Annotated in this window: 18 protein-coding genes and 1 riboswitch; of the genes, 13 read left to right on the top strand and 5 right to left on the bottom strand. The window is 28.1% G+C overall.

What is annotated here, in order from left to right; genetic code table 11:
- The first annotated feature begins 14 nt into the window (after positions 1 to 14).
- The 8 genes from J4863_RS06420 (at position 15) to J4863_RS06385 (ending at position 9,048) form a co-directional block, all read left to right on the top strand.
- Positions 15 to 1,985 (top strand): site-specific DNA-methyltransferase, encoded by a 1,971-nt coding sequence (locus J4863_RS06420; protein ID WP_211617966.1) that lies wholly within the window; start codon positions 15 to 17, stop codon positions 1,983 to 1,985.
- 21 nt (positions 1,986 to 2,006) lie between these two features.
- The gene (locus tag J4863_RS06415; RefSeq protein WP_211617965.1) at positions 2,007 to 2,858 is read left to right on the top strand and encodes an abortive infection family protein; all 852 of its coding nucleotides are present in this window, start codon (positions 2,007 to 2,009) and stop codon (positions 2,856 to 2,858) included.
- 377 nt (positions 2,859 to 3,235) lie between these two features.
- Positions 3,236 to 3,397, top strand: coding sequence for a hypothetical protein (locus tag J4863_RS06410; protein ID WP_211617964.1), 162 nt, complete (start codon positions 3,236 to 3,238; stop codon positions 3,395 to 3,397).
- A 119-nt stretch (positions 3,398 to 3,516) separates the two neighbouring features.
- Positions 3,517 to 3,723, top strand: a complete 207-nt coding sequence (locus J4863_RS06405) for a hypothetical protein (protein ID WP_147004461.1) — start codon at positions 3,517 to 3,519, stop codon at positions 3,721 to 3,723.
- A gap of 16 nt (positions 3,724 to 3,739) precedes the next feature.
- Positions 3,740 to 4,273: a hypothetical protein gene (locus tag J4863_RS06400; RefSeq protein WP_211617963.1), complete on the top strand. Its 534-nt coding sequence runs from the start codon at positions 3,740 to 3,742 to the stop codon at positions 4,271 to 4,273.
- Between the two features lie 78 nt (positions 4,274 to 4,351).
- Positions 4,352 to 7,417 carry a DEAD/DEAH box helicase family protein gene (locus J4863_RS06395; protein ID WP_211617962.1) on the top strand — a complete coding sequence of 1,022 codons (3,066 nt, stop codon included), beginning with the start codon at positions 4,352 to 4,354 and terminating at the stop codon, positions 7,415 to 7,417.
- 177 nt (positions 7,418 to 7,594) lie between these two features.
- Positions 7,595 to 8,341 carry a hypothetical protein gene (locus J4863_RS06390; RefSeq protein WP_211617961.1) on the top strand — a complete coding sequence of 249 codons (747 nt, stop codon included), beginning with the start codon at positions 7,595 to 7,597 and terminating at the stop codon, positions 8,339 to 8,341.
- A gap of 185 nt (positions 8,342 to 8,526) precedes the next feature.
- Positions 8,527 to 9,048, top strand: coding sequence for a glucose PTS transporter subunit IIA (locus tag J4863_RS06385; protein ID WP_211617960.1), 522 nt, complete (start codon positions 8,527 to 8,529; stop codon positions 9,046 to 9,048).
- Positions 9,049 to 9,370: 322 nt separating this feature from the next.
- Here J4863_RS06385 and J4863_RS06380 read toward each other — a convergent pair whose 3' ends face one another.
- The 5 genes from J4863_RS06380 to J4863_RS06360 form a co-directional block, all read right to left on the bottom strand.
- Positions 9,371 to 10,405: a Gfo/Idh/MocA family protein gene (locus J4863_RS06380; RefSeq protein ID WP_249111486.1), complete on the bottom strand. Its 1,035-nt coding sequence runs from the start codon at positions 10,403 to 10,405 to the stop codon at positions 9,371 to 9,373.
- Between the two features lie 95 nt (positions 10,406 to 10,500).
- Positions 10,501 to 11,568, bottom strand: coding sequence for an RNA-guided endonuclease TnpB family protein (locus J4863_RS06375; RefSeq protein ID WP_211617959.1), 1,068 nt, complete (start codon positions 11,566 to 11,568; stop codon positions 10,501 to 10,503).
- On the bottom strand, positions 11,555 to 12,166 hold the full coding sequence (locus J4863_RS06370; protein ID WP_211617958.1) for an IS607 family transposase: 612 nt from the start codon (positions 12,164 to 12,166) through the stop codon (positions 11,555 to 11,557). Before J4863_RS06370 ends, J4863_RS06375 begins: the two co-directional genes overlap by 14 nt.
- 1,075 nt (positions 12,167 to 13,241) lie before the next feature.
- Positions 13,242 to 15,812, bottom strand: a complete 2,571-nt coding sequence (gene clpB, locus J4863_RS06365; RefSeq protein WP_178937610.1) for an ATP-dependent chaperone ClpB — start codon at positions 15,810 to 15,812, stop codon at positions 13,242 to 13,244.
- A gap of 506 nt (positions 15,813 to 16,318) precedes the next feature.
- Positions 16,319 to 16,603 carry a hypothetical protein gene (locus J4863_RS06360; protein ID WP_211617957.1) on the bottom strand — a complete coding sequence of 95 codons (285 nt, stop codon included), beginning with the start codon at positions 16,601 to 16,603 and terminating at the stop codon, positions 16,319 to 16,321.
- 483 nt (positions 16,604 to 17,086) lie between these two features.
- On the opposite strand from J4863_RS06360, the gene J4863_RS06355 reads away from it, so the two are divergent.
- The 5 genes from J4863_RS06355 to J4863_RS06335 all read left to right on the top strand — a co-directional run bounded on the left by J4863_RS06355 (position 17,087) and on the right by J4863_RS06335 (position 23,341).
- The gene (locus J4863_RS06355) at positions 17,087 to 17,944 is read left to right on the top strand and encodes a patatin family protein (RefSeq protein WP_211617956.1); all 858 of its coding nucleotides are present in this window, start codon (positions 17,087 to 17,089) and stop codon (positions 17,942 to 17,944) included.
- Between the two features lie 248 nt (positions 17,945 to 18,192).
- Positions 18,193 to 19,101: a LysR family transcriptional regulator gene (locus tag J4863_RS06350; protein ID WP_211617955.1), complete on the top strand. Its 909-nt coding sequence runs from the start codon at positions 18,193 to 18,195 to the stop codon at positions 19,099 to 19,101.
- Positions 19,102 to 19,103: 2 nt separating this feature from the next.
- Positions 19,104 to 19,688 (top strand): D-sedoheptulose 7-phosphate isomerase, encoded by a 585-nt coding sequence (gmhA, locus tag J4863_RS06345; RefSeq protein WP_211617954.1) that lies wholly within the window; start codon positions 19,104 to 19,106, stop codon positions 19,686 to 19,688.
- 138 nt (positions 19,689 to 19,826) lie between these two features.
- Positions 19,827 to 21,203 (top strand): FAD-dependent oxidoreductase, encoded by a 1,377-nt coding sequence (locus J4863_RS06340; RefSeq protein ID WP_211617953.1) that lies wholly within the window; start codon positions 19,827 to 19,829, stop codon positions 21,201 to 21,203.
- A 56-nt stretch (positions 21,204 to 21,259) separates the two neighbouring features.
- Positions 21,260 to 21,361: riboswitch (TPP riboswitch) on the top strand.
- A 168-nt stretch (positions 21,362 to 21,529) separates the two neighbouring features.
- Positions 21,530 to 23,341 carry an ABC transporter permease/substrate-binding protein gene (locus J4863_RS06335; protein WP_249111485.1) on the top strand — a complete coding sequence of 604 codons (1,812 nt, stop codon included), beginning with the start codon at positions 21,530 to 21,532 and terminating at the stop codon, positions 23,339 to 23,341.
- Positions 23,342 to 23,384 lie beyond the last annotated feature (43 nt).

Raw genomic sequence — 23,384 nt, 5'->3', positions numbered from 1 at the left:
ATTTTGGAGGAAAAATGGAAAATAATAAAATAAAAAAAGAGATAAATGACATAGTAAATGATAATTTAAAAGCACTGGAGCAATTATTTCCATCTGCTATAAAGGATGGACAGCTGGATATAAAGGCATTGAAGGAAGAACTGGGAGATTTTGAAGAAGTAACAACTGAAAAATATGAGTTAAACTGGTCAGGGAAACAAAATGCAAAGAAAACGGCACAACAGGGGATAGGAAATAAAACATTGAAATTTGTGGAAAAAGATAGTAAAAATGCTGATACAACAGAAAATATATATATCGAAGGAGATAATCTGGAAGTATTGAAACTGTTAAGACAGAATTATTACAATTCAATAAAAATGATATATATTGACCCGCCTTACAATACAGGAAATGATTTTGTCTATAATGATACTTTTAAAATGGACAAGGAAGAAAGCGACAAGGCAGAGGGAATAATATCAGAAAATAATGAAAAACTACAGAAAAATCAGAAATCAACTAACAGATATCATGCAAACTGGCTGAATATGATGTATCCAAGATTGAAACTGGCTAGGGATTTACTGACTGATGATGGTGTGATATTTATAAGTATTGATGATAATGAGCAGGCTAATTTGAAGAGATTGTGTGATGAGATTTTTGGGGAGGAGAATTTTGTAGCATCAGTCCCTATTATGTCTAATCCGAGAGGTAGACAATCTAGTCAATTTATAGCACAAACACACGAATATTTAGTTATGTATTCTAAGAACTATAATTTTTTAAAAGTATTTGGTGAAAAATTAACAGAAGAACAAAAAAAAGAATATAAAAATAGTGATGAGTATGGGAATTATAGATTATTAGGATTGAGATTAAGAGGAGGTAGAGCAACGGCGGCAGAATCTCCTACTTTACATTTTCCAATATACTATAATGAAAAAATAAACGATTTTTATACAGTAAAAAAATTAGAAACAGATATTGAAATAATTCCAAAATTTGAAAATGGAACTTTAGGAACATGGAGATGGAGTAAAGAAAAAATTGAAAAAGATAAAAAATTATTAATCGTAAAAAGAGTTAAGGATAGATATGATGTTTTTCAAAAAGATTACTTAACTAATGAAAAAACAAGAAAAGTTAAAAGTTTATGGATTGAAAAAGAAATAAACTATGACAATAGTTCAAAAGAATTATCAAATTTAGAGTTAGATGATATTTTTAATTATGCTAAGCCTATATATTTAATGAAAAAAATTATAAGTATGATTATTGAAAAAAAAGACACTATTTTAGATTTCTTCTCAGGTTCAGCAACAACAGCTCATGCTGTTATGCAGTTAAACAGTGAAGATGATGGAAATAGAAAATATATAATGGTTCAATTACCTGAAACAACTGATGAAAAATCAGAAGCATTTAAGGCTGGATATAAAAATATTGCAGAAATTGGAAAAGAAAGAATCAGACGTGCTGGAGAAAAGATAAAACAGGAAATAGAAGAATATAATTCTAATCTGAAACTTGGAGAAGAGCCTAAAAAAGTTCCAGATATTGGATTTAAAGTATTTAAAGTGGATGATACAAATATAAAATGGTACGACTTGGAAAATTTCAATGAAGAAAGTCAATATTCTTTTAATGACCCTGATTCATTGGATTTTGTGCTTGGAAGCAATGATATTGATATTGTTTATGAAATAATGTTAAGACAGAATGATGTTCCATTGTCAGAAAGTCTGGAAGTATTGACAGATATTGGAAATAGGACTTATCTATATGCAAGTACATACTTGATTTGCCTTGAAACAGAAATAACAGAGGAAATGGTGGAAAAATTAGCTTCATTAGATCCGTTACCAATAAAATTTGTATTCAGAGATTCAGCATTTAAGGATAATATTTCATTGAAGGATGAGACTTTTAGGAAGTTGAGAAGTTTGATTGAGAGAAATTCTGGAGAGAGTAAGGTTAGTTATAGGGTTGAGTTTATCTAAGGGAAGGAAGGTAAAATAAAGATGGATGATAATACTGAATTTAAAATTTTAGATCAAAAATCTATAATACATATTTTAATTGGCGGAGAACATACAGATAAAAATAAAATAGAATTTATGCCATATTTAAGCGGACCACAGATAATTGAAATATCAAAATTATTTAATTTAATTCAGAATGATGGAGAAAGTAGATGGAAATACATGTCTAAACTCTTAAATCATTGCATAGAAAATAAAACTATAAATAAATTGTTGACATATCTTTTTAATAAAGAACAATTTAATGAAAAAAAAGAAAAGTATGATGAAATAGTAAAAAAAGCAATAAATGATATAAATAACATACTTAATACTGCAAATAAAAAGTTAGAAAAAATAGATGATAGTTTTTATATTATGGAAGTTAGTGAAAAATCAATAAAAAAAATAAATAATATTGAATTTATTGATTTTAATTATATAAAAAAACTTGAGAGCAAAACTTTAATAGATTTAGAGAAAAATAATTATGAAGCTGTGGTTACAAAGTCACGGACTTTGTTAGAAGAAATTTTTTGTTATGGAATAGAAAAGAAAAATATGGATCCACAAACAAATAAAGGTGATATTAATAAATTGTTTAGTGAATTTCGTCAAATATATAAAATGGATGAAGATAAAAATTTAGGTGAGAGAATAAGAAAATTAATTTCGGGATTGTATTCTATTGTAAGTGCTATTGGAGAAATAAGAAATCATAATAGTGATTCTCATGGTATTGGAACCCAAAGAGTAGGTATTTTAGAGCATCATGCGAGATTAGTTTTAAATTCCTCTATAATAATATCAGAATATATGATTTCAATAATTGAAAATGATAGAAAGAATTAAAAATAGTAATCATTTTATAAAAAAGGACAATGACAACTAAATAAAAAGAGACATAAAACCATTATAAAGAAAGAGAATTTAAGAATGATTGCAAATTTAATTATGGGATTTATTTTGAATTTTCTAAAATTGGAATGGCAGAAAATATAGAAAAAACAGGTGGAGATACAAGTTTTTTTGATGAAAATAAATACTTGCTTTATTCAATATTAGTGATACTTTGTATTATTAATATCATTGTATATGTGTGTATTAAATAGAAAAGACAACTTTAAATTATTATAACAAATGTATGTATATTGTATATTTTTTGTAAAGAAAGCAATTGACAAAATTAAAACTACAAAATACACTTACAACTAAGGAAGGTGATTAACATGACACAAAAAATAACTAATTCTAACATTGATAAAAATACAGAAAAAGAAGTAGAAGAACTATTTTATTCTGAAAGTAACATGAAATATTTAGAAAAAATTATTACAGATATTGAATCAGGAAAAGTAAAATTAGTAGAACATGATTTGATAGAAGAATAAAGAAAATCCTTTTATTGCTTTAATCTTCAGATTATATGTTAGAAATCTAATTGACACTCTAAAATATATATGATATTATAAAAATGAAAATAAAGTTAAAAAAGGGGAGAGTGGTAAAAATGTTCAGTAATAGAGCTAAAGCTGAAAAAATTTTTGAAAAAATGAATTTTGAAAGTATAAAAGATTTTGACGATATTGGTTTTTATGTATTACCTAGAGAAACAGAGGCTTATTATGATATTCGAAAAGCCAATGAATATATAAAAAAAAATCATATTGAAAATGGTTTGACAGAGAAAGAATTGGAAATGTTTAGAATAAAATAAAAATGGGTGGGATAAATTGAGGAATAAAAAATTAGTAAAAATAGATATAGATTTATTAACTCAGTGTCTGATTAGAACAAAAGATAATAAAATTGTAAAAACAAAAGTAAAAGAAATTAGTATACAGGATTATAATTTTGAAAATTGGGAATTCAATTGGATAGAGGAAAGTAAAAAAGAAAATAAAATTTTAGGATTATTTGCTGAAAATGATAAAAGATTACAAGGAATAGTCGAATATTATGAGAATAAGGAAAGACAATTATTAGAAGTTGTGTTAGTTGAAATTGCTCCGTTTAATAATCGTCATAACCCTAAAAATATTTTAAAAAGTAAAGAATATCTAGGAGTTGGTGGACATTTATTTGCTGAGATAGCAAGGATAAGTTTTGAAAAAGGTTATGATGGCTATGTTTCATTTTTAGCAAAAACTAACTTGATAGAACATTATAAAAAAACATTGGGAGCAAAACAATTATCATATATTGAGATGTATATAGATGATGAAGCTGCGATGAAATTAGTAAAAAAGTATTATAGTGAAAATTAAAAAAATAAATTTTAAAAAGTCTCTTTTATCAAAAATGATAATCGAGGCTTTTTTATTGTTAAAAAAAAGGAGGAAAAAATGTCAAATAAAATAATATTCCAATTTGATGATAATTTGGAATATCAGAAAAAGGCGGTAGATTCTGTTGTAGAGTTATTTAGAGGATTGCCAAAATCGTTGGATAGCATTTATGCTGAGAGGATAAGAAAAACAAGGCTTACTGAAAAAGATCCTGTGAGAAATATTGATATTGTTAGAGGGAATAAACTTTTTCAGAATTTGAAGAAAGTTCAGTTGAAAAATGGACTTTTTACTAACGAAGAGACTTATAAGAAACATGAAAAAGATTTTACAGTTGAGATGGAAACGGGGACTGGGAAAACTTATGTTTATTTACGTACGATATTGGAGTTGCATAAGGAGTATGGATTTAAGAAATTTATGATTGTAGTTCCGTCTGTGGCGATTCGTAAAGGAGTGGAAAAATCTATTGAACAATTAAGAGATCATTTTAAAAGACTATATAATGTGGATTTGTCTAAATATAGTTTTATTTATGACAGTAATAATTTAGGAAAAGTAAATAATTTTGTGGAAGAGAATAATTTGAGTATTTGTGTTATGAATATTCAGGCGTTTAATAAGGATTCGAATAAAATTCGTAAGGATGATGAATATGCTAAAAATTTATGGAGAGACATAAAATTTGTAAGACCGATCGTGTTTATTGATGAACCACAGAAAATAGAAGGGACTAAAAAGAAAAAATCACAATCATTAAAGGCGATAGAAGAGTTGGAGCCGTTATTTACACTTCGTTATTCGGCTACACATAAAAATTTGTATAATCAGGTGTATAAACTGGATTCTTATGAGGCGTATAAAAAGAATTTGGTAAAAAAGATTCGTGTAAAAACCATAAATAGTGTTATTTCTAAAGATTTTCCGTATATTAGGTATACTTATTTTACGAAAGATTGTAAGGCACGAATAGAGATGTTTTCTCAAGTTCAAGGAGAAAGTATTAGATTTAAGAGTTTTAATGTAGAAAATGGTGTTTCTTTGTATGAATTATCAGGAGGATTGCCACAGTATAAAGATATGTTTATTGCAGAACAACCTCATAAAGAGAAGTCATTGAAAATTGCTACTAATTACGGAGATTTTGAATTAGCATTAGGAGAGAGCAATAAGAAGTTAGAGAGTAAAGATATTATTCGTATTCAGATTCGTCTTGCTATAGAAAATCATTTTCAAAAGCAATTTGAGATTTTGGAAGAAGGCAAGAAAATAAAGACTTTAACATTATTTTTTATTGATGAAGTTAAGAAAGTTAGGGATAGTGAAGCTTCTGAGGGGAAAGGAGAGTATCTGGAAATATTTGATGAGGAGTATTCAAATTTTATAGAAAAAAATGAGAAGAAAATAGAGGAGTACAAAAATTATTTTCCTAGTTATAAGGATGCTAATTTGGTTCGAGAAGGATATTTTGCATTAGATAAGAAGAAAAATGAAGTTGAGGTGGAATATAAAAATGAAGATGAACCAAAGGCAAAATCACAAGAGGATATTGATAGAGGAATAGAACTTATTCTAGAGAAAAAAGATGAATTGATTTCTTTTAATGAGCCATTAGCTTTTATTTTTTCACATTCTGCTCTTAGAGAAGGTTGGGATAATCCAAATGTGTTTACTTTGTGTACATTGAAAAATGGAAGCAGTGAGATTGCTAAAAAACAAGAAATTGGTAGGGGCCTTAGACTTCCTGTAGATGTGACTGGAAATAGATGTCTTGATAGGAATGTAAATGAACTTACTGTTATTGCAAATGATAGTTATGAAAATTTTTCAAGAATGCTTCAAGAAGATTTTAATAAGAATATGAATAAAAATGAAGTTACATCGGATCTTTTACTTGTAACTCTTGAAAAAGCAGGTATTCCTAAAATTAAGATTACTTCGGAACTGGTAGATGAATTTAAGAAAGAATTGATTGAAAAAAAAGTGATGGATTCTAACAATGTGCTTTTGAAAAATGGGGAAGAGGAAATAAAAGAAATACAATTTTCAAATGAAACTTTACAGGAACATTCAATACAAATTGCTGAAAATTTTGTGAAATATATGGTGGAAAAAGGTACAAACCGTATTGAAATAGCAAATGGAGATAATGAGCCGATTATTAATAAGCAAAGAAGTTTTGTTTCTGAAAAGGAATTCCAAAATCTTTTTGAGGAATTAGGAACAAATCTTAGTAAAAAGGCAATTTATAAATGTAAAATTGATAATGAAAAGTATATAAAAAGTAGTATAGAAAAAATAAATAGTTATATAAGTAATTTTGATTTGAAGCAAGTTGTAGAATTGACGGAAGCAAAAGGAAACTACGATGATACAGGTAAATTTAATACTGAGAAATACGGTAATAAAGAAATTGAATTTTCTAAAATTGAAGTGGCTACAAAAAGTGATTTTGAAATAGCAAATTACATAATGTATCACACAATGCTTCCAAGATTAGCGATATTAAAAATAATAAGTGGACTTGAAAAAGAAAAAAGGAAAGCATTGAATATTCAAGATGTATTGGAGAATGTTACTGAAATATTGCTTGAAAACTTAAATGAAATGAAAGCTGAAAAAGTTTTTGAATACGAAGTGATAGATGGATATGTGACAGATACAGAGAAAATCTTTGAAGTGGATAATAAAATAAATGAAGAAGATTTTGAAAATAAAAGAAGATTATTTCAAGCTAAAAAAGGTAGTAGAAGTTTAAATGATTATTATAAACTTGATAGTGATGGAGAAAAGGAATTTGCAGAAAAACTGGAAAATGATGAAAATGTACTTATGTTTACAAAACTAAAAAAAGGTGGCTTTGTAATAGATACTCCATATGGAAACTATTCTCCAGACTGGGCAATCATCTATAAAAATTCTTCAGAAAACAGTGAAAACAATGTTGGAATATATTTTATTGTTGAAACGAAGGCAGATAAGGAAGAAAAAGATTTGACTTCTGTTGAAAAAAGCAAGATAAAATGTGGAAAACTTCATTTTGAAGCTGTTTCAAAAAATATTAAGTTTAACTGGGTTAAAAGTTATGATGATTTTAAAAGAAAATTTGAAATAGTACAATAATGTGAGGAATGATCTAAAATGAAAAAATTTTTAAAAGAAAATTTTCAGATTAAATCAAAAATAATTTTTCTTTTTTTGATGATAGGAGTCATTATTTTAATATTTTTTTTAAATTTTGTTTATAAAAATTATAAAAGAAATTATTTGATTCAAGAAACTAGAAAGAGAAAAATAGAAATGGAAAAGGAACAGTTGAAAAGAGAAGAAGAATCTGAAAAAAGTAATAAAAAAATTGAAGATGATTTTTTATTTTTTGAACAATATTTTAAAAGTTTTACTAAAATAGCAGAAAAAATTAACAATTTTGGTAATCCTGGTGAAATTAGAGCAAAAATATATTTTATTTTAGACTCAAAATATTCCTTTGCAAAAAATGCTATATATTCAGATAAATTTATTTATATAAAAGCAGATAGAATAAAAAAGTACACTCTTTCTAACGGGAAAAAATTTTATGTCTTTGAAAATGCTGAAGTAAAAAGTAAAAAAACTCACCGAACAATAAATAAAAGTTACGATGCATATATAATGAACGGAAATCTTTATTGTACAATAGATTACAATGGAAATCTTGTTGAAAGTATGACAACTAAATATACAAATCCAAAATCTGCAAGAAGTATTCAAGATGATAAAAAGTTTGAAGCTATGAAGGAAGAAGCTAAGTGGCTGGAAATGAATAAATATCTTCCTTTGCGTCGTAATATGGAAGATAGAGCGGAAAAGAAATTTATCAATAATACAACAGGAAATCATTATCCCAATGTTTTGTCAAAAAAAGAGCTAGAAAAACTAGATGAAGAAGAAAATGAACGAGAAAGAGCAGAATCTGATGAGTCAGAATTTGAAGATAGGGAAGAAAGAGAATACTGGGAAAGTGAGGAATATTGGGATGATGAAGGGATAGAGAAAGAGGTTTATTAGAAAAAATATCGGGAACAAATAAAGTAGAAAAATATTTGAAATTTATTAAATGTAAATCTTTAAAATAAAAAAAATTAAAGAAAATAAAAAAATTTTAAATAAAAAATTGACTAATTATGTTATATGTGTTAATATTTATTAGACATTAAACTAAAACAATGATTAATATAATGGAGGAATGTAAAATGGGATTATTTGATTTTTTAAAAGGCGGAAATAAAAAAGAAGAAGGAAAAGCTCAAGAATTTAATGGGAAAATTTTAGCACCAATTTCTGGTAAATTATTACCATTATCTAAAGTACCTGATGATGTATTTGCTCAAAAAATGATTGGAGACGGTGTTGCTATCGAACCAAACGCATCAGGAACTATGTTATCACCTGCTTCTGGAAGATTAGAAAAAGTTTTCGAAACAAATCACGCTTTTAGTATTGTAACACCTGAAGGAATTGAAATTTTTGTTCACTTTGGAATGGACACAGTACAATTAGAAGGAAAAGGTTTTGAAAGATTAGCAGAAGAAGGAACAGTAGTTAAAGCTGGAGATCCATTAATCAAATACGATTATGATTTCTTAAAAGCTAACGCTAAATCAATAATTACACCAGTAATTATTTCTAACTTCGAAGAATATTCTGACTTAAATGGAGTAGAAGAAGGAACAGCTGTAGCTGGAGAAACTGTTGTATTAAATATCAAAAAATAAGTTTTGTTTAGTTTAAAATTGAAAGGAACTAGTTTAAAAAAGAAATTTTTTAGATTAGTTTCTTTTTTTAGTAGGATAAGAAAGTGTAAAAATATGAGACTTTTTTTGAGTAGTATAAAAAAGCACAAAAAAATTTGAGAAAATGCAAAATTTTTGTATAAAGAGAGTGTAAAAATTTTTGTGTAACTAAAATTAAACTATTTAAAATTATTTAAATTTAAGAGTTGAATAAAATAGTTATAGTTTTTGAGTCTAATTTTAAAGCAGTTTTACTATAGTTTACACAAATTCTGGACACTCTCAGTTATTTATACAAAAAAGTTTACACTTCCTCTTCAGGATAAGTCATTCCCCACTCTTTACGCAATTTTGTCATAATATCCATAACATCCACCGTATAATCAAGTTTCATTTTATTAATTCCAGTTCTTACAGATTCTTCCATATTTTGAAGTTCATATTGAAGTGCATTTGCTGTTATTCCTGATAGAATTTCTTGAACTTCACCTGTTTCAGTATAAACGATTTTAGCTTTGTCAGCTCTTGGATATTCTGTGATTTCAATGTATGCTTTTTCACAAGCGATTACAACTCTTTTTGGCTGTTTTGAATGAAGTGTAAGAGCGATTGTTGACATTTGTTGTTCTTTATTCATCATAATTATACCTACTTGTTCGTCCACTCCTGTTGGTGCATATTTCACTTGAGAAAGTACGTTATTAGGTTTTGAAGTCATGAATAATCTTGTAATTGAAATTGCATAAACACCTATATCAAGCAACGCTCCTCCTGCAAGATTTCTATTGAAAAATCTGTTTGTCATATCATATTCCTTGTAACTTCCAAAATTAACTTGTATCATTTTCACATCGCCAAGTTTTCCAGAATTTACAATTTCCAAAAGTTCAGTATAAAGTGGCATATTAAAAATTGTCATTGCTTCGCCTAAGATAAGATTTTTTTCTTTTGCCAATTTTACAGCTTCTTCCAATTCTTCGCTATTTAATGAAATTGATTTTTCGCATAATACATGTTTTCCATTTTTCAATGCTTCAATCATAAACTTTATGTGCGTATTATGAGATGTAGCAATGTAGATAATATCAGTTTCATCATCAGAAAACATATCTTCTATTTTATCATAAACTTTTTCAACCCCATATTTTTTCGCAAGATCTACAGCTTTTCCATGAGTTCTGTTAGCAACTGCATAAAGATTTTTACCCATTTTTTCAAGAGCTTGTGCCATTTCATTAGCAATTATTCCTGTTCCTAAAACTGCCGATATAAAAAGTCTATAAAAATCAAAATAAACTTTTATTATGTTGATTATCACTAATTCAACTTTCTGTTTCATAAAGTTCTTGCCGAATAAAATTGACAAGTTTTTCTAACTCTCCACAGACTTAAATTCCCGCATATCGAACGGTATATTAATTTTTCATATTGTTATTATAATTTGCTTAAATTAAGACTTGCATTATAGTCTCTATCTATTTCAAGACCACAGCAATCGCATTTATAAGTTCTATCTTTCAATGTTAAATCTTTTTTTATATTTCCACAGTTAGAACATTTTTTACTACTTGGAAAAAATGTATCTGCTAACATAAATTTAATATTTCTTAATTTACATTTATATTCAAGTTGTCTTCTAAATTCATAAAATCCACTTTCAGATATTGCTTTTGATAATCTTTTGTTTTTAAGTATATTAGAAACTCTCAAATACTCAACAACTATTTTACTTGGCTTGGTTTTTACCAAATGTGAAGTTGCTTGATGTATATGATTATTTCTGATATTTTTTTGTCTTCTAAACAATCGCCTAAGCTGTTTTAAAACTTTAATTCTATTAAAACTATTTTTTAAACACTTTGTAAGTTTTCTTTGGTATCTTTTTATTTTCTTGTAAAGTTTTTTCATTGTCAAAGTCTTATTTATATTTGGTATAATTTCATTTTGTGATGTTACTACAAAATGCTTTATTCCTAAATCAATTCCAAGTGTAAAATCATTTAATTGCTCTTTTATACACTCTGTTTCAATAGAAAATGTTAGATACCAATATTTATTGTCATATACAATATATGGATTATAATATTGTTTGGCTTCAGGTAATGGTTCGCTAGTTCTTATTTCTCCTAATTTTTCAGCTTTAAATCCTAAATTTGTTTTTTTCAAGCTCTCATAATTCACATAGAAACGGTCATTTTTGAATTTCTTTTTAAATTTAGGTTTTCCTCTTAACTTTTTGAAATAATCGGAGTATGCTTTCCCACAGTTTTTTATTGCCTGTTTAGGGATATTAGCACTAACTTCTTTTAACCAGCTGTAATTGTCCTGTTTTTTTAACTGCGTTACATATTTTCGCACATCACTTTCCTTAATAAACTTTTGGGAACTATTATTTAAACTAATCATTAGATTGTAAGAAAATCTTGCAACACCTGCACATTTTCTAAATAATATTTCTAGTTCAGGAGTTGTTTTTATTCTGATTTTTTTACCTATCAGCATTTTCTTTTACACTCTTTATCAAATTAATTGTTTTTTTTCTTCTTGCTCCATACAGTTTGTTTGCAAAAACAGTTATAATTTGTATTAAATCTTCTGTTAGTTCCTGTTCCTTAGAAATAGTAGAATTATCTACTATTTCTATTTTAGTATCATTAAGTTTGCAAATGTATTCAATTAAATCATAGCCAAATCTTATAAGTCTGTCTTTATATAAGACAATTATTCTGTCAACTTCTCCACATTCAACTAAATTTATCATTTTTAAAAGACCTTCTTTTTTATAATTTATTCCACTTCCAATATCAGTTATTATTTCAAAAGAATATCCTTTACTATAAGCATATTGCTTTAGATTATCAATTTGTCTATTTAATTCATCTTTTTGATTCTTAGTAGACACTCTTGCATATAATATATTTTTTTTCTTTATTTTATTAACATTTTTGATATTTCTAAATTTATTTAGTAAATCTTCGGAATAGTATCTATATCCATTTTCTGTAACATAAGTAGGTTTTAATTTTCCTTCCTTATCCCAGTTTCTTAGAGTTTGAATACTCACTCCTAAAGATTTTGCAAATTTTCCTATACTTAACATCTTTTATCACTCCTTGATATTAGCATAGCATAACAATATACAAAAATCAACATTTTCTTGTTTATTTTATATTTTATTATAGACTTTTTATGCATTCACCTTGATGCGCAACTATCAAAGCAGTCTTTCCATTGCTGGTAGACTTCTAATATTTTCATATTAGTGTAGACTATTTGTTCAACCTTAAAAAATTAAGGCTGTGAATATTTTTCTTCTGTCATTGATATAAAGCCGTGTCAATATATCTGCTTACAGTTTTACTTTCCTAGTTTTTTTCTAGTTATCTTTTTTTAAAAGGGTGGCTCAACCACCTAGTCGTTGAACCTTCATCATAACTTAACTAGCCTTAGATGATTGGTAACTAAACACCCATTGTAATAGTTAAATACTATGTTATTGATTTTTTATATTTAACGTAACCTTAGGACTATATAAATAATCAGATGTCACATCTCAATAACTGATTAAGTATATAGCTTTTATTTCACCATAGTTCATATTTAAATATTTTTTCTGCTTTCGCCACATTCGCACTTGCTGTTTCCAGCTATGCTGTAGTTATCTAAATCTTTAGGGTTTCCTAGTTTTAAATTCAAGCTATCTCAGCATTGCTACTGAAATAGGGGTTTTCTATACAATTATTAATATATATTTTTGTTTTTTATATATTTTTAATAACAGTTATCTATCCCATTTTAAATCTTTTTTCATAGTTAATTCTCCTTCTTGAAAATATACTTCAAATAATCTTTATTTGTATTTTATCTTATTATTTTACAAAATTCAACTGTGGTAGTTTAATTTTTTTGTTAAATTGTAGAGTAATATAATTTTGATAAAATTTAGTAAAATGTTATATTTCATTCATATTATAGTAAAACTACTTTAAGATTAAACTCAAAAGTTATGTCTCCTTACTCAAAATCTAAATTTATATAATTTTAGTAATTTGATTTTAAATAGATTCAAGTATAAATACAAAAAAGAAGTACCACTTCTGATACTTCCTTTTCTGTTTTTAGAAAATTAATTTTTAAGAATTAATTTCAAAAGACTAATCTAAAATTATTTTCTTTTATTTTTCTACTTTATAAATCAAATCTTTACCATCACTATCAACTTTAACAACACTATTTTCAGGAACTTCTCCACCTAAAATCATTTTAGATAAATTAGTTTCAATATCCTTTTGCACAAATCGTTTCAATGGTCTTGCACCGTAAGCTGGGTCGTATGCTTCGTCTACGATGTAATCCAACGCTTTATCAGTAAATTCAACTTTGATGTATTGTTCTTTCAATCTTTCGTTAATACCTTCAAGGATAAGATTAACAATGTTTTTAACGCTTTCTTTTCCTAATGCTTTAAACACAATGATATCGTCAATTCTGTTTAAGAATTCTGGTTTAAATCTATGTTTCATTTCATCTAAAACGGCTTCTTTTGTAGGTTCGCTTACCATTGGGTCATTCAAGATGATTTCACTACCAATGTTTGATGTCATAATTACAATTGTGTTTTTGAAGTCAACGATTTTACCTTTACCGTCAGTAAGTCTACCGTCGTCTAATAATTGTAACAATACATTGAATACATCAGGATGTGCTTTTTCAATTTCATCAAATAGGATTACAGAATAAGGTTTTCTTCTAACAGCTTCTGTTAATTGTCCACCTTCTTCGTATCCAACATATCCTGGAGGCGCTCCTATTAATCTAGTGACGCTGAATTTATCCATATATTCCGACATATCAATTCTTACAATATTGTCTTCATCATCAAACAAGTTAAATGCTAATGTCTTAGTCAAATAAGTTTTACCAACACCAGTAGGTCCTAAGAATATGAACGAACCGATTGGTCTGTTTGGATCTTTTAATCCAGCACGAGAACGAATGATTGTATCGCTAATAGTTTTGATTGCATCATCTTGTCCAATTACTCTTTTCATCATATGTTCAGCCAAGTGTAAGATTTTTTCTCTTTCCCCTTGCAACAATTTCGCAACTGGAATTCCTGTCCATTTTCCTACAACTTCAGCAATTTCTTCACTGTCAATTTCTTGTTTCAATAATTTATTTGCAACAGAAGAATTATCTTTAGCTTTTTCTTCTTCAGCTTCTTTTTGTTTTTCTAATTCTGGCAATTTACCATATTGAAGTTCAGCCAATTTATTATAGTCATTTTTTCTTTGAGCTTCTTCAATTTGCAATTTAATTTTTTCAATTTCTTCATTAATTTTAGCAACTTTTCCAGCTTCTTGTTTTTCTCTTTCCCATTGTGATTTCAATTCTTTTTCTTCATCCTTCAAATCAGCAATTTCCTTTTCAAGAGTAGTCAATCTTTCTTTAGAAGCCTTGTCAGTTTCTTTACTCAATGCAACTTTTTCAATTTCCAATTGCATCAATCTTCTTGTAATTTCATCCAATTCAACTGGCATCGAATTAATTTCAGTTTTTACCTTCGCAGCAGCTTCATCAATCAAGTCAATCGCTTTATCTGGCAAAAATCTGTCATTAATATATCTGTCACTCATTGTTGCAGCAGTAACTATCGCATTGTCAGTTATTCTAATTCCATGGAAGATTTCAAATTTTTCCTTCAATCCACGAAGAATTGAAATTGTATCTTCAATTGTTGGCTCATTAACCATTACTGGTTGGAATCTTCTTTCAAGAGCCGCATCTTTTTCAATATATTTTCTATATTCATCAATTGTTGTTGCACCAATTACTTTTACTTCACCACGAGCAAGCATTGGTTTTAAAAGGTTTCCAGCATCCATTGAACCTTCAGTTTTCCCAGCTCCAACGATGTTATGAACTTCATCAATGAATAAAATTATTCTACCTTCACTATTTTCAATTTCTTCAAGAACCGCTTTTAATCTTTCTTCAAATTCCCCACGATATTTAGCACCAGCTACCAACGCTCCTAAATCCAATGAAAAGATTGTTTTATCCTTCAAGTTTTCAGGCACATCTCCTTTCAAGATTCTCTGAGCAATTCCTTCGGCGATAGCAGTTTTACCAACACCAGGTTCCCCAATTAAAATCGGATTATTTTTATTTCTTCTTGATAAAATTTGGATTGCACGACGAATTTCCTGATCACGACCAATTATTGGGTCCAATTTACCTTTTCTCGCCAACTCAACCAAATCCTTACCAAACTTATCTAATGCTTCGTAAGTACTTTCAGGGTTGTCTGTCATAATTTTTCTACCTCCTCTAACTTCATTTAATACATTTTCAAATTGTTTTTTATTAACGCCATTTTCCTTCAAGAAAGAGTTGTTATCAAATGCCGCAAGAAACAAGTGCTCTGTACTAATGTAGCTGTCACCCATCTTTTTAGCATAATCTTCAGCACCGACAATTATTCTATTAACTTCAGCGTTCGGTCTTACTTCACCAACTCCACCTTCAATTTTCGGCATACTATTCAATTTTGCCTCAAGCTTTTTAGTCAATTCGGTAGGATTAATTCCCATCTTTTGTAGAATGTTAGGAATAAGTCCATCCATTTGATTAATCAAAGCAAGAAGTAAATGCTCCGTTTTTATCTCGGAATGTTTATATCTAATCGCAAAGTTATGAGCTTCCGAGATGGCACTCATACTTTTTTGCGTAAAGTTTTGTTCCATATATATCACCTTTTTATTAATAAATTTATCTTACTTTTTATTAGCACTCTATCTCTTTGGTTGCTAACAGATATGTTATATCATATTATGAAAAAAATGTCAACACTTTTTAAAAAAAATTTTTTATTTTTTTTGAAAAATATATTAAAAGTGATAAGGATACGATAAAATAAGGGTTTATTGATAGGGAAAAGCTATAAAAGTTTTATATGTTATAAAATAATTAATGGTAAAAAGTCAATGGAGAACTAAATTTTCTTAACAAAAAAACTGCACCTTCATACTATAATGTAATTTTAGGGTGCAGTTAAGTTAATAATTTGTGTCTATTTCTTAATGAGAATAGTAATGGTATTCACAATCATCCCCACTACAATCTTCAGTATATCCAACTGTACTAGGGAAAAGGAAACAACTAGATAAACTAGCTCCAACCAATGCTAAAAGAAATATTTTAAATATTCTATTCATAGTAACCACTCCTAATTTTTGTTTTTTGTATTTTCTTAATAATCTGCATATTCACAAATTTTTCCTCTTGTACTATATTTTGAGGAACAATTTATAAGCCTTCTATCTTTATAAGGTACTGTTCTACACTCTTTCATACGTCCATTTCTGTCAACAAGACAATGTGGTCTTAAATTTTCAGTTCTATTACCATTATATTCACTACCTAACATGTCTTCTTCTCTTTTAACCTCTGCCCACAATTTTGGATCAAGTAACTCACAGCTTACTATTGTCATACTTAATAAAATTAAAGCCAAAATTTTAAATACTATTTTCATAGATTTTCAACTCCTTTATGTTATTTTATTCACTAAAAATTATACCTTATATCATATAGATTATAATTTTAATCTGCTTTGTTTTATTAGTTTTTTTTTTTTTTTTAATTATAGGTTAATTTGAGATGATTCGTGACACTATTTTATTAATAAATTTATCTTACTTTTTATTAGTACTCTATCTCTTTAGTTGTTAGCAAATATGTTGTTTCATATTATGAAAAAATGTTAACACTTTTTTTAAAAAAATTTATTTTTTTTTCAAAAATTATATTAAAAGTGATAAGGATACGATAAAATAAGGGTTTATTGATAGGGAAAATTAATAAAAATATTTTTTTATTTTTGAATCTTTTTTTGAAAAAAGTGATATAATTAGATATTAAGATATGTTATTAATTAAAAAAATTCTTAAATTCAAATAAAGAAAGATATATTTAATTTTATTATAGGTTAAAAAAATAGAGTAAGGAGGAAAATGAAATGGGAAAAAATGAAAAAATAGCATTGGTTCTTGAAGGTGGAGGAATGAGAGGGATCTTCACTGCGGGGGTTTTGGACTTTTTTTTGGAAAAAAATATTGAAGTGGACAATTTAATTGGAGTATCGGCTGGAGCAGCATTGGGTGCGAGTTATGTTTCAAAACAGTATAAAAGAGGATTTAATGCGATTGCCGATCATATAAATAAGAGAGAATATGCAAGTTTTTATAATTTGATAAAGACTGGGGATTTTTTTGAGGAACAATATGCGTACCATGATATTCCTGAAAAGTATAATCCATTTGATAATAAAACATTTAAAAATAGTAAAACAGAATTTCAAGCGGTTATTACGAACTGTGAAACTGGAAAAGCTGAATATCCTGTAGTTAAAGATGCTATAAAAGAAATTGATATTTTGAGAGCGTCAGCTTCACTTCCATTTTTATCAAGATTCGTTAAATTGAATGGTAAAAATTATTTGGATGGAGGAGTTGCTGATCCTATTCCTTTGGATTATTCAATGAAAAAGGGGAATAAGAAAAATATTGTGGTGTTGACGAGAGATAAAAATTATCGTAAGAAACAGAGTAAATTAGGAACGATTTCTGCGATAAGATATAAGAAATATCCTAAATTTGTGGAACTAATGAAAACGAGATATAGCAGATATAATGCAACTTTGGATCATGTTTATGATTTGGAAAAAAAGGGAGAAATTTTTGTGATTCAGCCTTCAATTCCATTGACATTAGGAAGAATTGAGAAAAATCGTGATAAATTACAGGAAGTTTATAATATTGGATATGAAGAGGCAAAAAAACAATATGAAAAATTGGTAGAATATCTTGAAAAATAGTGAATATTTATAAAAAATTAATAATTTGTTATATTAGTTGCATTAACTGTATAAAAAAATTATGTTTTTAGTATATTCTAAAGAAAAATTCAAAAAGAGACTACATATATAAATAAATTTTATAAAATTTGAAAAAATTTTTTCCATCAAAGTAAAAAAAGTACTTTACAAAACGCCATTTTACTAGACAAATACTTTAAAATAGTTTATAATACTATTAATAAAATATATGATTGGAGAATAAATAAATGGATATACATCATTTAAAGATATTTTTTGAAGCGTGTAAAGAAAAAAGTTTTACAAAAGCTGCCAAAAAGCTATATATAAGTCAATCAGCGGTTTCTATTCAAATAAAAAAATTGGAATCAACTTTAGGTTTACAATTAATAGAGAGAAATTCTAAAAATTTTAAATTGACATTTGCTGGTAAAGAATTATTTAAGATGTCTAAAGATATTTTTGAAAAGATTTCAAGAATGGAAAAAGAAATGAATAAAATTTTGCAATATAAGAAAGGGAAAATCTCGATTGGAGCGACTCATAATATTGGAGAGCCTGTTTTACCACGAATAATGGTTGAATTTAAAAGAAATAATCCAGAAATTGAATTTGATTTGTATATAAAAAATAGGGAATCGCTTGTAAAACATTTGAAAGAGGGAACAGTTGATATTGCGTTGATGGAAGAGTATTTCATTGAGGATAAGGAAATTAAAGTGATTGAAACGGAAGAATATCCTTTTGTTGTTGTGGCTGGGAAGGAAATTCATGATTACAATGAATTGAAAGATATGCAATTATTGAAAAGGGATACCGTTTTGACGAATAAATATTTAGATTTGTTTGAAAAAAAAGTTGGATTTAATTTTGATAATAGAATAACTATAAATGGAAGTATTGAAACGATGAAAAACTTGATAAAAAATGGTTTGGGATTTGCTGTTTTGCCGTATTATAGTGTTTATGAAGAAATTATGAAAGGGACTTTAAAATTGGTTCATAGTTTTGATAAATCAGAAGACAGATTCCAAATAGTTTTGATTAGAGAAAATGAGGATAAAGACGGAATTGACAAATTTATAAAATTTGTTAAAGATTACAAGATAAATAGGGAATTGTTTGAAAAATCGAAAAAGGAAACAAAGGAGGAATAAAAATGTTGAAGGAGAACATTAGAAATTCGTACTTAACAGCTTTTGAGACTGTGAAAAATTTTGTAGAAAATGATGAAAATATCGAAAGAACAACAAAAATATCAGAAGAATTGGCAGAGGCTTACAGAAATGGGAAAAAATCACTGATAGCAGGAAATGGTGGAAGTAACTGTGATGCGATGCACTTTGCTGAAGAATTTACTGGAAGATTTAGAAAAGATAGAAAAGCGTTACCGTCATTAAGTATCAGTGATTCTTCGCATATTACTTGTGTCGGAAACGATTATGGATTTAATTTTATATTTTCTAAAGGTGTTGAAGCTTTTGGACAAGAAGGAGATTTCTTTTTTGGGATTTCAACTTCAGGGAATTCGCAAAATATTATTGAAGCAGTGAAAGTTGCGAAGGAAAAAGGCTTGAAAACAGTGGCTTTGTTAGGAAAAGATGGTGGGAAATTAAAAGGTGAATGTGATTATGAATTTATCATTCCTGGAGAAACTTCGGATAGAATTCAAGAGGTTCACATGATGATTTTACATATAATAATCGAAGGTGTGGAAAGAATTTTATTTCCTGAAAATTATTAGTGAAAACAATCGTTGTTATAAAAAAACAGCGATTATTTTTTTTTGTAAAAATTTGTATGTACAAAATTATAAAAATATGATAGAATAAATTAGAAAATAAATTTATTAAATTAGAAAGTAACAAATGAGGAGGACAATATGAAAAAATATGATGCAATCATTATAGGATTTGGAAAAGCAGGAAAGACTTTAGCTGGATTTTTAGCTGGGAAAGGTCAAAAGGTGGCGTTAATTGAAAAATCTGATAAAATGTACGGAGGAACTTGTATTAATGTTGGGTGTATTCCGAGCAAATCGCTTGTGAATAGTGTTGAGAGATTGGAAAATAAGGATTTGTCGACATTTACTGAAAGAAAAGATTATTATGAGAAAAGTGTGGATAAGAAAGAGGCATTGATAACAGCTTTGAGAGGGAAAAATTATGAAATGCTTGCAAGTAAGGAAAATATTGATATTTACAATGGAAAAGGAAGTTTTGTTTCGAATAAAATTGTGAATATTGAAAAAAATGGAGAGAATATCCAAATTGAAGGAGAAAAAATCTTCATAAATACAGGTTCAGAAACAATAATTCCGAATATTAAAGGATTGAAAGAAAGTAAAAATATTCTTACAAGCAAATCTTTGATGGAATTGAAGGAATTGCCTAGAAAACTTGTAATAATTGGAGCTGGATATATTGGGTTAGAATTTGCTTCGACATATGCTGGATTTGGTTCAGAAGTGGTGATAATTGATGCGTCAGATGATATTTTGAAGAGAGAAGAAAAGGAAGCTGCTGACAGAGTTAAAAAAATATTAGAAGCAAAAGGTGTTACATTTTATTTGAATTCAAAAGTTGAAGAAATTTTTGATGATGAAAATGATTCATCTATAGCTATTTCTAATGGAAATGGAGAAATTATACAATTTAATGGAGATAAGATTTTGGTTGCGATTGGAAGAAAGGCTAATACGCAAGGATTGGAGCTAGAAAAAGCAGGAGTTCAAGTGGATGAAAGAGGAAATATTATTGTAAATGAAAAATTAGAAACAACAGCACCAAATATTTGGGCATTGGGTGATGTGAAAGGTGGATTACAATTTACATATATATCATTAGATGACTTTAGAATAATTCGAGATAATGTTTATGGAAATGGAAATAGAAGTTTAAACGATAGAAATGTTGTTCCGTATACAACTTTTTTGAGCACGCCTTTGTCGAGAGTTGGATTGAGTGAAAAGGAAGCGATTGAAAAAGGATTTGATATAAAAGTTGGGAAAATTGAAGCAATGGCAATACCAAAAGGAAAAATTGAAGGAAAATCAGAAGGATTTTTAAAAGTAGTTGTAGATGCTAAAACTGACAAAATTTTAGGAGCAACATTATTATGTAACACTTCACACGAAATGATAAATATTATCGCTTTAGCAATGAAAGGAAATTTACCTTATCAAATTATTCGAGATATGATTTTTACTCATCCGACAATGAGTGAGAGTTTGAATGATTTATTTGGAGCGGTAAAATAGATTAAAATTTTGATTGACTTGATCCTTAAATAAATGTATAATAAATTTAAACATAATTCAGAATACTGGGGAGCTGAAAGGCTGAGAGTAGTTTACGAACTTAACCCATTTTACCTGATACGGATAATGCCGACGAAGGGAGTATTTTATAGATTTTAATGAAGTTTTGGAAATGGTCAGAACTTGATTTTAAGATATATTTATATTGAAATATTAAAGATATGAAATATAGAAATCTTCCTTTGTAATAAAGGAAGATTTTTTTGATTTATGAAAATAGAAAATTTATATTTTTTAAGTATATCTTAAAAGGAGAGTGATTTAATTTGAGTGGAAAAAATAAGAAAGTGCATGGTTCTTTAATTGGGGTTTTGAAGGAAAAAGGAGCTGCGTATGTGTTTATTGTAGGTTTTTTGGTATTTTGGCAAGTAATGTCGTTGGTTGGGGTGATTCCAAAGTTTATGTTACCATCGCCAATTGAAGTTCTGAAGGCGTTTGTGGATGATTTTCCGTTATTGATGGATAATGCGGGAGTTACGCTTGTTGAGGCATTTTTGGGATTATTTTTTGGAATATTGCTTGGATTTTTAGTAGCGATTGTGATGGAAAGATATGAATTTGCGTATAAGGCGATATATCCTGTGTTGGTGATAACTCAAACTGTGCCTACTGTGGCGATTGCACCATTGTTGGTGTTGTGGTTTGGGTATGAAATGGTTCCAAAGATAATTTTGATTATGATTTATAGTTTTTTTCCAATAACAATTGGATTGCTTGATGGATTTAAGTCGGTTGATAAGGATACGTTGAATTTAATGAAAACAATGGGAGCGACGCCTTTTCAAAGTTTTATTCATGTGAAATTGCCAAGTTCGATTGGATATTTTTTTGCAGGACTACGGATTTCGGTGAGTTATTCGATAATTGGTGCTGTTGTGGCTGAATGGCTTGGAGGTCTTAAAGGACTTGGAGTGTACATGACTCGTGTTAGAAAATCTTTTTCTTATGACAAAATGTTTGCGGTAATATTTTTAGTATCGTTTATTAGCTTGATTTTGATGTACTTGGTGAAAAAATTACAAGAAAAAATGATGCCTTGGGAAAATAAAATTAAGGAAAAGAGAGTAAAAAAATTTAAAGAAATGATGAAAAAAAATTTAAAAATTGTAATTTTAGGTTTAGTTTTGATTTTAGCAGTTTTGTGTTGGAATAATAAAAATTGGTATGGGAAGAAGTCGGAGAAAATTAGTATTGTGCTTGATTGGACGCCGAATACAAATCATACAGGGTTGTATGTGGCACAGGAATTGGGGTATTTTAAGAAAGAAGGATTGGAAAACGTGGAGATTGTTCAGCCGCCTGAAGGGAGTGCGACAGAATTGGTTGGAGTAGGAAAGGTGCAATTTGGGATTAGTTTTGCAGATTCTTTGGCTAAAGCGTTTACGACAGATGAAAAAATTCCTGTTACAGCGGTTGCTGCGATAATTCAGCATAATACATCAGGAATTATCTCTTTGAAGGAAAAAGGAATTGACAGTCCGAAAAAGATGGAAAATCACAGTTATGCGACTTGGGAGTCACCGATAGAACAGGCGATTATTAAAAAAGTAGTGACAGATGATGGTGGAAATTATAATAAGATAAAGTTGATTCCAACGGAAGTTCCTGACATTATGAAGGCTTTGAAAACTAATATTGATACGGTTTGGATTTATTATGCTTGGGATGGGATAAAATTACAGACTGAAGGAATTCAGACAAATTTTTTGAAATTTATTGATTATGATAAGAATTTAGATTATCCAAGTCCTTTGATTATTGCGAATAATGATTATTTGAGAAAAAATCCTAGAGAGGCAAAGAAAGTTTTAAAAGCAATAAGAAAAGGGTATGAGTATGCAATAAAAAATCCTGAAAAGGCTGCTAAAATATTGATTAAGTATAATCCTGAAATTGATACGAAATTGGCTATTGCGAGTCAAAAATGGTTGGCGAAAGAATATCAGGCTGAGGCGAAACAGTGGGGATTGCTTGATATTGACAAGGTTGATAAATATTATTCTTGGTTGTATGAGAATAAGTTGATTGAAAAGGCGATACCAAAAGGATTTGGGTATAGTAATGAATATGTGAAATAATTTGTTGTTTTTATTGATACACGTTTAGAATAAAAAAATAGAA

This window comes from Leptotrichia sp. oral taxon 221 (genome assembly GCF_018128245.1).
In the GTDB taxonomy this organism is placed as follows: domain Bacteria; phylum Fusobacteriota; class Fusobacteriia; order Fusobacteriales; family Leptotrichiaceae; genus JABCPH02.
Note: the sequence above shows the minus strand (reverse complement) of the source record. Positions and strands in the feature narration are given on the sequence as shown.